The sequence below is a fragment of the Streptococcus sp. HMSC074F05 genome (assembly GCF_001808725.1).
GTDB classification, from domain to species: domain Bacteria; phylum Bacillota; class Bacilli; order Lactobacillales; family Streptococcaceae; genus Streptococcus; species Streptococcus parasanguinis_I.
On record NZ_KV794403.1, the window covers coordinates 88,679 to 101,612 of the forward strand.

Here is a 12,934-nt window from a genome sequence, read left to right on the forward strand (position 1 = left end):
CACCCCTTATACTGTTATCAAAATTGATTTATAGGCTATCTAGGGCTTAAAAACACGATTTTAAAATAGATTATTTTCTTTTCTCACCTATCCGCTTGCCTGTTGATGGAAAGGAAAGAAAAATGAATATCAAAACCGTAGTAAAAAAGAATGGCCAAACTGTTTACCGTGCTAGTGTTTATTTAGGTGTAGATCAGATGACGGGGAAAAAGGCCCGTACCACTGTAACGGCTAATACTAAAACGGCAGTTAAAATCAAGGCTAGGGAAGCTATTAATACCTTTGCCAACAATGGATATTGTGCTAAAAATAAACCAACGATCACTACTTATAGAGAGTTAGTTGCTCTATGGTGGGAGAGTTATAAAAATACAATCAAACCAAACTCCCAACAATCTATGGAGGGTATTGTAAGGCTTCATATTTTGCCCGTTTTTGGCGATTATAAACTAAATAGCCTAACCACCCCTATTATTCAACAACAAGTAAATAAATGGGCAGATAGAGCGAATAGAGGGGAGAAGGGAGCATACGCAAATTATAGTTTTCTAAACAATATTAACCGCCGTATACTTCAATATGGGGTTACTATGCAAGTGATCCAGCACAATCCAGCCCGTGATGTTATTATTCCACGTAAGCAACAAGCAAAAGAACAAAAGATTAGATTTTTTAGCAATCAAGAATTAAAGAAATTTCTAGCCTATCTTGATAGTATGGATCTAAATTTATATGAAAATCTTTTTGATTACGTTCTTTATAAAACTTTGCTGGCCAGTGGTTGCCGTATTGGAGAAGTTCTAGCCCTTGAATGGTCTGATATAAACCTCAAAACAGGTACTATCAGTATATCTAAGACTTTAAACAGATATCAAGAAACAAATACCCCTAAATCAAAAGCAGGCCTAAGAGATATTGAAATAGATCCAGCGACTATCTCACTTTTAAAACAGTATAAAAAGCGCCAACAAGTAGAATGTTGGAAGCTGGGAAGGTCTGAAAATATTGTGTTCACACCTTTTACTACTAAATACGCTTACGCTTGCTTATTGAGAAAAAGACTACAGGGGCATTTTAAGAGTGCTGGGGTACCCGATATAAGTTTTCATGGTTTTCGTCATACCCATGCTACTATTATGCTTTACGCTGGAATAGAGGCTAAAGATCTGCAATATAGACTAGGCCACTCTAATATAACAATGACATTAAATACATACGTCCACGCTACAAAAGAAGGCGCAAAAAAAGCCGTCTCAATATTTGAAACGGCAATCAGCAATTTATAAATACAGTAAAATACAGGGTGAACCTGAAAAGGTACACCCTCTTACTATACAAAAATTAGTCATAGGTAACTAAAAGGGTAGTAAAAAGAAGAAAGCACTCTAGGAAAAATACCTAAAGTGCTTTGTTTAAAGGCTTTCCAGCCTATCATAGTTAAAAAGATATTACAACATTTTGTTGTAGAATTCAACGACAAGTGCTTCGTTGATTTCTGGGTTGATTTCATCGCGTTCTGGAAGGCGAGTCAATGAACCTTCAAGTTTGTCAGCATCGAATGATACGAATGCTGGACGTCCAACTGTAGCTTCAACAGCTTCAAGGATAGCTGGAACCTTAGCTGATTTTTCGCGAACTGAGATCACTTGACCTGGAGTTACGCGGTATGAAGGGATATCAACGCGTTTTCCGTCAACAAGGATGTGACCGTGGTTAACGAATTGACGAGCTTGACGACGAGTAGTCGCAAGTCCAAGACGGTAAACAACGTTATCCAAACGACGTTCCAAAAGAAGCATGAAGTTGAAACCGACAGTTCCTTCTTTAACTTTAGTAGCTTGTACGAACAAGTTACGGAATTGTTTTTCACCAAGTCCATAAGAGAAACGAAGTTTTTGTTTTTCAGCTAATTGCAAACCGTATTCTGACAATTTTGAACGGTTGTTTGGTCCGTGTTGACCTGGTACGTAGTTACGACGTGCCAATTCTTTACCTGTACCTGTAAGTGACAAGCCAAGACGGCGAGATTGTTTCCAAGATGGTCCTGTATAACGTGACATTTGAAATGTCCTCCTATAAAAATAATTTTTGTAGGAAATAACGTTTTAAACAAACCTGATTCGTTCAGAAAGCCTTCGCCCAAACAGCAAAGGTTACTTTTCTAGCTGACTTCCTGTTGACGAGCTTCATTTTGTCCTGCTGTCATTTCGCACAAACTCTATTTTATCACAGAATAGAAACTTTGTAAAGTCCTTCAAAACAATTTCAATGAAATTCAGCTAATAATTCTATGATTCGTTTTTTATATTGCAATTGTTGCCAGTCCCTATCCGTTGCTGGATCCCATTTTAAAGGAAGATCTGCAATAATTTCACCGGGATTATGATTTAAGATATAGATCCGGTCACTCAATGTCAAAGCTTCTTCGATACTATGAGTGATCACTAGAGTGGTGAGACCAAGACGTTCCTTACTGTCTAGATACCAGTGATAAAGATCCTTCCTTGTCAATTCATCTAAGGCACTAAAAGCTTCATCTAATAGGAAGACAGAATGACCCAGAAGATAGGTTCTCAATAGCGCCACCCGTTGCCGCATTCCCCCACTCAGCGCATTGGGATAAAGGTTGGCGATACTTCCCAATTTAAATTCATCTAACAATTTTAGAGCTGTAGATGCCGCCTCTTCCTTAGGAATCTTTTTTAATTGAAGGGGAAGAATAATATTTCCCAATACTGTCTTATGTTCCAACAAAAGATCCTTTTGTAGCATATAGCTGACTTTCCCAAAGGAGATCGGAGTATTATCTACTTCTATGGTACCCTTTTGTAAGGGAAGGATCCCAGCAATTAAATTAAACAAGGTTGATTTCCCTACCCCACTCGGACCCAAAATAGAGACAATTTCTCCTTTTTGCACTTCTAGTGATACATTGTTTAAAACTGCTTTATCTCCAAAAGAGAAACTTACATCTTTTACGGTTAAAATATCAGTCACCTACCAATTCATTTGTAAAACCTTTGTCTTCTAAGTCATTTGAAACCAATCCTTGCTCTTTTGCCCAAGCATAAAAAGCATTCCAACGCTTGGAGTCAAACTGCCCCCACTTGTCCTTGTCTGAAGCATATTGACTGGAAAGATATTTTTGGGAAGCGAGTACAAAATCACGCTGGTTAGCTAAGGCAGGGGCCTGTTTGATCAAGATATCCGCTGCTTCTTCTGGATGCTCTATAGCATATTGGTAGCCTTTTTTCACCGCTTGAATGAATTTTTTTGCTTCCTCTTTATGAGACTTCAAATAGTCATTGTTAGCAATAATAACAGGCGAATAGTAGTCAAATGCAGGAACAAAATCTTTCATATAGAAGAAATTGGTCTTCATTCCCTTTTGCTCAGCCAAAATTCCATCCCAACCGTGATAAATCCAAGCAGCATCAAAGACCTTATTTTCAATCGGAGTAATGGAATTTGAATCACTATTTGGAACCAATTTTACTTGATTAAAATCAGCCTCTTCTTTTTTCATCATCGATTTGATCATTTCCAACTCAATTGGATCATTCCAGGTACCATACTTCTTACCAACCAAATCTTTTGGACTTGTGATCGCTGTATCTTTTCTTGAAATAATCCCTGACGTATTGTGTTCGACGATAGCTGCAACAGCGGTAATACCCGCACCTTTATCCAATTTCTTGGCCATAGAATCTTGGAAATAAATACCAAATGGAGCTTTCCCATTGATAATCAAATCAGAACTACTGTCTTCCGGAGGAAGTTTTATATCTACATCCAGTCCTGCATCTTTAAAGTACCCTTTTTCCTTAGCTACATAGAGACCCGTATGATTGGTATTCGGGGTCCAATCTAGAATAAAATCAATCTTTTTCAAATCGCTTGACGATTGCTTGACAGAATTTTGACAAGCACTCAAGAAAACAAATCCCAATATTATTGAGAAAAATAAACCTATTGACTTTTTCATTAGCTATACCTCTTTTACATTTTTGTCAATTTAATTTTTACACCATTTACAAGTTTGTCAATCCTTTTTCCATTTTAGAATGTTTTTTTCTAATTGGTCAACGAGAAACATACCGAGTAAACTAATAGCAGAAATCAATACAATGATCGCAAACATCGTATCATACTGAAATAACTTCTTCGATTGGATCATATAGACCCCCAATCCATCAAAACCTCCTAACCATTCTGAAACTACCGTACTGATAAAAGCATAGGAAACGCTCACACGTAAACCTGCAAAAAAATAAGGAAGCGCTGCAGGAATTTTATAATGAGCTAAGGTCTGAAAGCGATTGGCTTGCATAATCTGAAACAATCTCAGAATATCTTGATCGCAATGCCGAAAACCATCTAACAGACTGACTACGATGGGAAATACCACCGTAATAATGATCAAAACCAGTTTTGGAAGCATACCATAACCAAACCAAAGAACCAGGATAGGGGCCAAGGCAATCGTCGGAATGGTTTGAATAACAACCATAAAAGGATAGACCAGATCATTCACCCATTGAAAACTATCCATGAGAATCGCAAAGCCGGCAGCAAGAAGAACCCCTATAACAAGTCCGATCAAGGCCACTTGAAGGGTAGACAAACTGTGATGAATCAGGAGAGCTCGATCTCGTACAAAGGCATTTCCAATTTCAAGTGGCGTTGGTAATACAAATTTGGGGAGAATATTTAAAAAACCTGCTAACTGCCATAAGACAAGAAGGCTGCTAAAACCTGCAAATCCTATCAACTGTTTTGAATATCTTTTTACAAGAGACATCGTAACCCCCTTTCTCACAAATAAAAAACGCCTCCAAAATAGGAGACGGATTGCACAAGGTCACTCATAACGAAAAATACATTTCATTTGTTTCCTACGCTGGCATTACCCAGATCAGGTGCGGTCGAAGCTTACACTTCCTCTCAGACTGTACACAGACTCCCATATGTATTTATTATAATAACTGATTTAGACGATAAAAGCAAGAAATTAATCCAAATAACGAATTAAATTCTTCTCTGTTAAAATATCTGAATAGGTGTAAGACTCCACGTATGTATTAGCTGGTTCACCTGGTAAGCTATTGTCGTTCGTATACTCGATAATAAATAAAGAAGGATAGACCTCAATCAAGCGTCCAAATTTATTTTTTTGACGTTTCCGTCCATTTTCAAGCGTCATTTCAACCACTTGTCCTTCATGGGCCTTGATCTCTTCTTTAATTTTTTTCATTTTTGCAACATCTGTAAATGCATCACTCATCTTATTGATCCTCTCTCTTTGAAATACTTGAGAATTTATTGTATTCCTTTTGGAATATTAATTCGACTGTCCCACGCGCACCTGAACGGTTTTTCTCGATAATCACTTCAACCGTATTATTGGGCATTCCATCTTCTTCCTCTTCACCAGCTCGATCATAATAATCATCACGGTACAAGAAAGCAACAATATCCGCATCCTGCTCAATCGATCCAGATTCACGAATATCAGAAAGAACAGGACGTTTGTCTTGGCGCTGTTCCACACCACGTGATAGCTGACTCAAAGCAATGACGGGAACTTTTAGTTCCTTCGCCAAAATTTTTAACTGACGAGAAATTTCTGAAACTTCCTGTTGACGGTTTTCTCTTCCAGTCCCTGTAATCAGTTGCAGATAGTCAATCAGGATAAGACCGAGATTCCCTGTTTCCTGCGCCAATTTTCTTGCTCTCGAACGAATCTCAGTGATCCGAATTCCTGGGGTATCATCGATGTAAATACTCGCATTGGCCAAATTTCCTTGAGCAATGGCATATTTCCGCCACTCTTCATCCGTCAATTGACCTGTACGAATCGAATGGGATTCAATCAAGCCTTCAGCAGCTAGCATCCGGTCTACCAAACTTTCAGCACCCATTTCTAATGAGAAAATAGCCACTGTCTTATCCAACTTTGTCCCGATATTTTGAGCAATATTTAGAGCAAAGGCTGTTTTCCCTACCGCAGGACGAGCCGCTAAAATAATCAATTCTTCCTCATGTAGCCCCGTCGTCATATGGTCCAAATCGCGATAGCCTGTCGCAATACCCGTGATATCAGAGGTTTGAAGCGAACGGGCTTCTAAGCTACCAAAATTTATATTCAAGATGTCTCGAATATTTTTAAATCCACTACGATTTGCGTTTTCACTAACATCAATCAGAGCTTTTTCAGCACCCGCAATGATTTCATCTGAAGGACTTGCACCATCATAAGCTTGATTAATACTTTCCGTTAATCGAGAGATCAATCGACGTAAGACAGCTTTTTCGGCAACAATCTTCGCGTAATACTCCGCGTTAGCTGAAGTTGGTACCGAATTAATGACTTCTACCAAATAGGAGAGACCGCCAATATTTTGGAGATCCCCCTGACTATCTAAAATATTTCGAACAGTCGTCGCATCAATCGCATCCCCGCGGTCAGCTAGATCGATCATGGCTTTAAAAATCAAACGGTGCGAGTACTTAAAGAAATCGCCAGGCTCGATATATTCACGAACAAAGACCAATTTCCCCTCATCAATAAAGATGGCTCCCAACACTGATTGCTCCGCTTGGATATCCTGAGGTTGTGTTCGTAATTCCTCTATCTCAGCCATAAAAAAACCTTTCTATCGATCGTGTTTACCCTTCATTTACACGAATATTAATCACACCTGTAACATCTTGATAAATTTTTACAGGGATGTCAATCAAACCTGTTGAACGAATTGGAGAGGAAACTTGGATATGACGTTTATCAATTTTAATGCCAAATTGTTTCTCAAGCTCTTCTGCAATCTTTTTATTAGTAATAGAGCCGAAAGTACGGCCATCTGGCCCAATTTTTTCAGTGAATTGAACAACAGTTGCTTCTTCTTCTAATTTTGCTTTAATCTTTTGCGCTTCCGCTAACAATTCAGCATGCGCTTTTTCTTCTGACTTTTGTTTTCCACGAAGCTCACCGATTGCTTGGGCATTGGCTTCTTTCGCAAGATTTTTTTTGATCAAAAAGTTTTGTGCATAACCAGTAGGCACTTCTTTAATTTCGCCCTTTTTACCTTTACCTTTTACATCCGCTAAGAAAATAACTTTCATTCTACATTCTCCTTTTCAATAGTTACTTCGTTTTCAATAGTCTCAATCAGTTGTTGACGAATACTCATTAAATCTTGACCCTCAATTTGAGAAGCCGCCGAGTTGAAATGACCTCCTCCGCCAAGCTGTTCCATGATACGCTGTACATTGACTTTGCTTCGACTTCGTGCAGAAATCGAGACAGTTCCACTTTGATTACAAGCAATGACAAAGGTTGCTTCCACCTCAGACATGGCTAGCATACTATCAGCTGCTTTACTAATAGTTACTGAATCATAGGCTTTAGTCGTATTGGCACAAGCTACGATGATATGCGGCAAAATCTTTTCACCAGTCAAGATCAGTTCGTTCACTTCGCGGTACTCATCAAACTGAATCGCAGAGATCTCCTGGATGGTTACACTATCACTACCTCTTGAACGAAGGTAACTCGCCACATCAAAGGTCCGACTCGTAACACGTGCGGAGAAGTTCTTAGTATCCAGCATAATTCCAGCCATCAAGACACTAGCTTGAATCTTCGTTAACCGATTTTTCTTCGACTTCTGGAACTGAATAAGTTCACTAACCAATTCGCTCGCACTACTTGCTCCACTTTCAATATAGGTGATCAGAACATTTTCAGGGAAATCATCATCCCGACGATGATGGTCAATGACAATAATCTGTTGGAATTCCTGATAAAATTCTTTAGAAAGGGTCAAGGCTGTCTTAGAATGGTCAACCATAATTAACAAAGAGCGATCCGTCACCATTTGCATGGCTTCCTCTAGGGGAAGGATTTTCGTTACCTGCTCTTCTTCTAGTTTCGCAATTGCTCTTGAAATATCACTAGCCATTGCATGCGGGTCATAGACCACATAAGAGGAAGCCAAAATATTGCTAGAGAAAAACTGCATTCCCACAGACGCTCCTAAAGCGTCCATATCCAAGTTTCTATGCCCAACAATGAAAACTTGATCAACGGATTTAATCTTATCCGAAATAGCTGTCATCATAGCGCGTGTGCGAGTCCGCGTCCGCTTCACAGCAGAAGCTGTTCCACCACCAAAGAAAATAGGGTTTTTCTGTTCATCGTTTTCTTTGACTACTGCTTGATCCCCACCACGAACTTCCGCAAGGTTTAGGTTCAAGAGAGCCACTTTACCAATCTCATCATGCTCCCCGTCACCATACGAGAATCCCATACTTAAGGTAATAGGTAGCTCACGATTTTTAGCTTCTTCACGGAATTGATCGATGACAGAAAATTTTGATTCCATCAACTGTTCTAAGACCGTGTAGTCTGTAAACAAATAGAAACGATCCATCCCCACACGTCTGTAAAACATATGGTAATGAGCTGTAAACTCTTCTACAAAGTTGGCAATAAAACTATTGATATTGCTAATATCAGAGTCTGAAATGACATCTTCTAGATCATCATAGTTATCAACAGAAATAATACCGATAACGGGACGAGTTGTCACCAATCCCACAGTTGCTTCATACTCACTTGAAACATCAAAAAAGTAAACAACACTAGACGTCTGATCAAAGTAAACAGAATATTTCTTATCGGCTACAGTGACATAATGACCTTTATCCTCAAACAGAGTATTGAGTAACTTTTTCAAGGATTCAACATCAAAGTCTCCATCATCTGTTGAAAAAATCAATTCAGCATAAGGGTTGAACCACTCTACTTCATTTGATTCTTCATTAATCTTGATAACTCCAACAGGCATTTTATCAAGGAGGGATGCTAATCCGCTTTCTGCCTGATGGTTAACATATTGTATTTGTTCTAATTCATCTAACTCTGAAATTTGTAACTGGTATTCAAATAAAGCAATCAATCCAGCTAAGACTAAAAAAATTGCAATGAGAGTTACATAGCCTTTGCCAAAGATTCTTAAAAAAATTGCTAAAATTGCAAATGAAATAAAACCAATTAACACATAATGGATGAACGATAAACGAAATTTTTTCATCATAAACCTCTTCTCGGAATTATACCATAAATAGAGGTAAAAAGCGAGGTTTCTCTCTATATTACAGAGAAGATCGACCAGTAAAAAGCTCTTCCTCCGCTTCACTACTTTGTAAACAAGGTTTACAACTATGTAAACAGTAACAACAAATTTCAATCCATAAAATTGAGGCTGAAACATCATCTCAGCCCCATTTTATTAGTGGTTTGCTTTGTTTTTGGAGATACTCCGAGATTTACCTTCCAAGTAAACCATTAAAATAGAGATATCCGCTGGATTGACACCTGAGATACGACTTGCTTGACCAATCGTTTCTGGATTAATTAATTTAAATTTTTGACGCGCTTCGGTTGCAATAGAGTCAATATCATCCCAGTCAATATTCGCAGGGATTCGTTTTTCTTCCATACGCTTCATTTTTTCAACTTGGTCCATTGCTTTTGAAATATAACCTTCGTATTTAATTTCAGTTTCAATCAATTCAATGATTTTATCATCCAGTTCTTCAGCTGCAGGACCGATAAATTCTACCACATCTTGGTAAGAGACTTCTGGTCTTCGCAAGAATTCTTTAGCAGTGACAGCATCTGTCAATGGTTTAAAGCCCATTGCAGCAACCTTCTCATTGGTTTCCTTTACAGGCTTTAACTTAATGCTATCCAAACGCTTCATCTCGTTTTCAAACTGATACTTCTTGGTTTCGAAACGTTGCCAACGTTCATCATCTACCAATCCAATTGCTCGTCCCATTTCTGTCAAGCGCATATCGGCATTGTCATGACGCAAAATCAGACGGTATTCTGCACGGCTTGTTAACAAACGGTACGGTTCGATCGTTCCCTTTGTTACCAAATCATCGATCATGACCCCAATATAACCATCACTTCGTTTCAAAATGAGTTCTGGTTTTCCTTGGGTTTTTAGAGCCGCATTGATCCCTGCAATAATCCCTTGACCAGCGGCCTCCTCATAGCCAGACGTTCCATTGGTTTGGCCAGCTGTAAAGAGACCTGAAATTTTCTTGGTTTCCAAAGTTGCTCGCAATTGATGAGGCAACACCATATCATACTCAATTGCATAACCCGTTCGCATCATTTCTGCCTTCTCAAGTCCCTTAATAGAATGGACGAGATCCCGTTGAACATCCTCTGGTAAACTCGTTGACAGCCCTTGAACATAGACTTCTTCTGTATTTCGTCCCTCAGGTTCTAAAAATAGTTGATGACGCTCTTTGTCAGCAAAACGGACAATTTTATCCTCAATGGATGGACAATAGCGAGGACCTACTCCCTTTACAACCCCTGTAAACATAGGAGCCCGGTGTAAATTATTCTGGATAATTTCATGGCTATGCCCATTCGTATAAGTCAACCAACAAGGAACCTGATCCTTTACATAATCTTCATCACGCGATGTATAAGAAAAATGATTTGGAGCTTCATCTCCAGGTTGAATTTCCGTTTCGTCATAATTAATTGACGATGCCTTTACACGAGGTGGGGTCCCTGTTTTGAAACGTCCAATTTCTAATCCTAGTTGTTTGAGATTATCGGCTAAATTGATAGAAGCTAGACTATGATTAGGCCCTGACGAATACTTGAGATCTCCAATGATAATTTCTCCGCGTAAAGCTGTCCCAGTAGTGACAATAACAGCCTTTGCCCCATACTCTTGGTGAGTCGCAGTCCTTACACCAACAACCTTACCATTCTCCACCAAAATCTCATCAATCATGGTTTGGCGAAGAGTTAAATTTTCTTGGTTTTCAACCGTTTTCCGCATTTCTTTTGAGTAAAGTTCTTTGTCTGCTTGAGCCCGAAGTGCACGAACCGCAGGACCTTTACCAGTATTAAGCATTTTCATTTGGATGTAGGTCTTGTCGATGTTCTTGGCCATTTCTCCACCGAGGGCATCGACTTCACGCACGACAATCCCCTTAGCAGAACCACCAATAGAGGGATTACAAGGCATAAAAGCCAGCATTTCAATGTTAATAGTCGCAAGTAAGACCTTACAACCCATACGGCTAGCAGCTAGGGAGGCTTCTACTCCCGCATGCCCCGCACCGATTACAATGATATCGTATTCTTCTATAAAGTTATAATTCATTCTATTTCTCCTATTTCTCAAGATGGATGTGTCGTAATTTTCCGTCCCAGTCTGGTAGGGCTGATTTTAAAAAAGCCGGTTTCAGGTCAACAGTATGTAAATCATCTAAAGCAATCCAACGACAAGGTAATTGCTTTGTATCTTCCTGCATGACCAAAGGTGCATCTTCCAGCAAGTCCACAAAATAATGAAATTCAATGTTATGGTAGTGGATTCTAGCTTGTTCAAAGTGATTTTCAACCACGAAAGCTAGTGGACCTGCTTTAGATGTAACACCAAGTTCCTCTTTGACTTCCCGAACTACAGCATCTTCTGTAGTTTCATTGACTTGAATAGCACCTCCGATTGTATAACAGCCGTCCTCATCTTCTATGACGAACAAGCGATTATCTTTTACAATCAAAGCAGTCGCTCTCACACCAAAAACAGTAGAACCTATTTTCGTCCGAAAATCCTGTTGCCTCATTTTACTTCCTTTCGAAATCACACAAAAATAGTCAAAACTCTGAGAAGTGCAGGACAAAAAAGCCTGCAACATCCATGAGCTTTGACCATCATTTCTATTGCTTTTATTATTGTAGCAAATTGAGAAATTTTGTCAATTAAATATACTGACAAACTTTTCCATCCCGATAAGCATTGTCAATCAAGCCACCGCCTAGACACTCTTCACCGTCGTAAAAGACAACAGCTTGTCCTGGTGTAATGGCTCGTTGAGGTTCTGCGAAAATCACTTCTGCCTTGTCACCTTTAACGTGTACAGTCACCTTTGAGTCAGGCTGACGATAGCGGAACTTAGCTGTACACTCTAATGTAAACTCTTCTGGCATATCTCGTGTAAAGTGAACTTGACTAGCCTGTAAACTTGTTGACATCAATGCTTCATGGTAGAACCCTTGACCGACATAAAGAATATTTTGACTGAGGTCTTTACCAACTACAAACCAAGGAGCATTATCTCCACCTTGTTGGCCACCAATTCCAAGTCCACCCCGTTGACCGATTGTGTAATACATCAAACCAGCATGTTCACCCATATCTCGTCCATCGATGGTCATCATTCGACCTGGTTGGGCAGGAAGGTAGTTCCCTAGAAATTCTTTGAAATTCTTTTCTCCGATAAAGCAAATTCCAGTTGAGTCTTTCTTTTTAGCTGTCGCTAATCCAGCTTCTTCAGCTAGACGGCGAACCTCAGGCTTTTCCAAATGTCCCAATGGGAACATGGTTTTTTGAAGTTGTTCTTGTGACAGTTGGCTTAAGAAATAAGTTTGATCCTTCCCGTTGTCAACGCCACGTAACATATGGACAATACCATCCTCATCATGCGACACGCGCGCATAGTGCCCTGTGGCCACATAATCTGCACCGAGTGTCATAGCATAATCTAAAAAGGCCTTAAATTTGATTTCCTTATTACACATGACATCCGGATTTGGTGTTCGACCAGCTCGGTATTCAGCAAGGAAATATTCAAAGACACGATCCCAGTATTCTTTCTCAAAGTTGACAGAATAGTAAGGAATGCCAATTTGGTCTGCGACCGCTGCTACATCTTTGTAATCTTCTGTAGCTGTACAGACGCCATTTTCGTCTGTGTCGTCCCAGTTTTTCATGAAGATGCCGATGACATCGTAACCCTGTTGCTTTAATAATAAAGCTGTTACAGATGAATCCACACCACCACTCATACCAACAACAACACGTGTTTTCGAGTTATCACTCATAGATTT

12 protein-coding genes and 1 riboswitch are annotated in these 12,934 nt (G+C 39.3%); of the genes, 1 reads left to right on the forward strand and 11 read right to left on the reverse strand.

What is annotated here, in order from left to right; all coding sequences use genetic code 11:
- Nucleotides 1-122 precede the first annotated feature (122 nt).
- Nucleotides 123-1,286: a tyrosine-type recombinase/integrase gene (locus tag HMPREF2685_RS01175; RefSeq protein WP_070464786.1), complete on the forward strand. Its 1,164-nt coding sequence runs from the start codon at nt 123-125 to the stop codon at nt 1,284-1,286.
- Between the two features lie 162 nt (nt 1,287-1,448).
- Here the strand turns inward: HMPREF2685_RS01175 and rpsD are convergent, their stop codons facing one another.
- The 11 genes from rpsD to mnmA form a co-directional block, all read right to left on the reverse strand.
- A complete protein-coding gene (gene rpsD, locus HMPREF2685_RS01180) occupies nt 1,449-2,060 on the reverse strand; it encodes a 30S ribosomal protein S4 (protein WP_003002210.1) in 612 nt (203 codons plus the stop codon).
- Nucleotides 2,061-2,265: 205 nt separating this feature from the next.
- Nucleotides 2,266-2,997, reverse strand: a complete 732-nt coding sequence (locus HMPREF2685_RS01185; protein WP_049482698.1) for an ABC transporter ATP-binding protein — start codon at nt 2,995-2,997, stop codon at nt 2,266-2,268.
- Nucleotides 2,990-3,985 carry an ABC transporter substrate-binding protein gene (locus HMPREF2685_RS01190; protein WP_049482700.1) on the reverse strand — a complete coding sequence of 332 codons (996 nt, stop codon included), beginning with the start codon at nt 3,983-3,985 and terminating at the stop codon, nt 2,990-2,992. The genes HMPREF2685_RS01185 and HMPREF2685_RS01190 overlap by 8 nt, the downstream gene beginning before the upstream one ends.
- 57 nt (nt 3,986-4,042) lie before the next feature.
- Entirely contained in the window at nt 4,043-4,801 is a 759-nt protein-coding gene (locus tag HMPREF2685_RS01195) for an ABC transporter permease (protein ID WP_070464789.1), read from the reverse strand.
- Between the two features lie 74 nt (nt 4,802-4,875).
- A riboswitch (TPP riboswitch) is annotated at nt 4,876-4,977 on the reverse strand.
- 34 nt (nt 4,978-5,011) lie between these two features.
- Nucleotides 5,012-5,284, reverse strand: coding sequence for a Veg family protein (locus HMPREF2685_RS01200; RefSeq protein WP_003009183.1), 273 nt, complete (start codon nt 5,282-5,284; stop codon nt 5,012-5,014).
- A 1-nt stretch (nt 5,285) separates the two neighbouring features.
- Nucleotides 5,286-6,644, reverse strand: coding sequence for a replicative DNA helicase (gene dnaB, locus HMPREF2685_RS01205; protein WP_014714093.1), 1,359 nt, complete (start codon nt 6,642-6,644; stop codon nt 5,286-5,288).
- Between the two features lie 25 nt (nt 6,645-6,669).
- Nucleotides 6,670-7,122: a 50S ribosomal protein L9 gene (rplI, locus tag HMPREF2685_RS01210; RefSeq protein ID WP_024056479.1), complete on the reverse strand. Its 453-nt coding sequence runs from the start codon at nt 7,120-7,122 to the stop codon at nt 6,670-6,672.
- Nucleotides 7,119-9,098 carry a DHH family phosphoesterase gene (locus HMPREF2685_RS01215; protein WP_042760252.1) on the reverse strand — a complete coding sequence of 660 codons (1,980 nt, stop codon included), beginning with the start codon at nt 9,096-9,098 and terminating at the stop codon, nt 7,119-7,121. Before HMPREF2685_RS01215 ends, rplI begins: the two co-directional genes overlap by 4 nt.
- 195 nt (nt 9,099-9,293) lie before the next feature.
- On the reverse strand, nt 9,294-11,204 hold the full coding sequence (mnmG, locus tag HMPREF2685_RS01220; protein ID WP_070464791.1) for a tRNA uridine-5-carboxymethylaminomethyl(34) synthesis enzyme MnmG: 1,911 nt from the start codon (nt 11,202-11,204) through the stop codon (nt 9,294-9,296).
- Nucleotides 11,205-11,214: 10 nt separating this feature from the next.
- A complete protein-coding gene (locus tag HMPREF2685_RS01225; protein ID WP_070464794.1) occupies nt 11,215-11,670 on the reverse strand; it encodes an NUDIX hydrolase in 456 nt (151 codons plus the stop codon).
- A gap of 136 nt (nt 11,671-11,806) precedes the next feature.
- Nucleotides 11,807-12,928 (reverse strand): tRNA 2-thiouridine(34) synthase MnmA, encoded by a 1,122-nt coding sequence (gene mnmA, locus HMPREF2685_RS01230; protein ID WP_070464797.1) that lies wholly within the window; start codon nt 12,926-12,928, stop codon nt 11,807-11,809.
- Nucleotides 12,929-12,934: the final 6 nt, after the last annotated feature.

What these genes read in the sequence shown, in the direction of transcription:
- dnaB (WP_014714093.1), bottom strand. Translation starts at nt 6,644, where the DNA reads ATGGCTGAGATAGAGGAATTACGAACACAACCTCAGGATATCCAAGCG.
- rpsD (WP_003002210.1), bottom strand. Translation starts at nt 2,060, where the DNA reads ATGTCACGTTATACAGGACCATCTTGGAAACAATCTCGCCGTCTTGGC.
- HMPREF2685_RS01225 (WP_070464794.1), bottom strand. Translation starts at nt 11,670, where the DNA reads ATGAGGCAACAGGATTTTCGGACGAAAATAGGTTCTACTGTTTTTGGT.
- rplI (WP_024056479.1), bottom strand. Translation starts at nt 7,122, where the DNA reads ATGAAAGTTATTTTCTTAGCGGATGTAAAAGGTAAAGGTAAAAAGGGC.
- mnmG (WP_070464791.1), bottom strand. Translation starts at nt 11,204, where the DNA reads ATGAATTATAACTTTATAGAAGAATACGATATCATTGTAATCGGTGCG.
- HMPREF2685_RS01200 (WP_003009183.1), bottom strand. Translation starts at nt 5,284, where the DNA reads ATGAGTGATGCATTTACAGATGTTGCAAAAATGAAAAAAATTAAAGAA.
- HMPREF2685_RS01190 (WP_049482700.1), bottom strand. Translation starts at nt 3,985, where the DNA reads ATGAAAAAGTCAATAGGTTTATTTTTCTCAATAATATTGGGATTTGTT.
- mnmA (WP_070464797.1), bottom strand. Translation starts at nt 12,928, where the DNA reads ATGAGTGATAACTCGAAAACACGTGTTGTTGTTGGTATGAGTGGTGGT.
- HMPREF2685_RS01175 (WP_070464786.1), top strand. Translation starts at nt 123, where the DNA reads ATGAATATCAAAACCGTAGTAAAAAAGAATGGCCAAACTGTTTACCGT.
- HMPREF2685_RS01195 (WP_070464789.1), bottom strand. Translation starts at nt 4,801, where the DNA reads ATGTCTCTTGTAAAAAGATATTCAAAACAGTTGATAGGATTTGCAGGT.
- HMPREF2685_RS01215 (WP_042760252.1), bottom strand. Translation starts at nt 9,098, where the DNA reads ATGATGAAAAAATTTCGTTTATCGTTCATCCATTATGTGTTAATTGGT.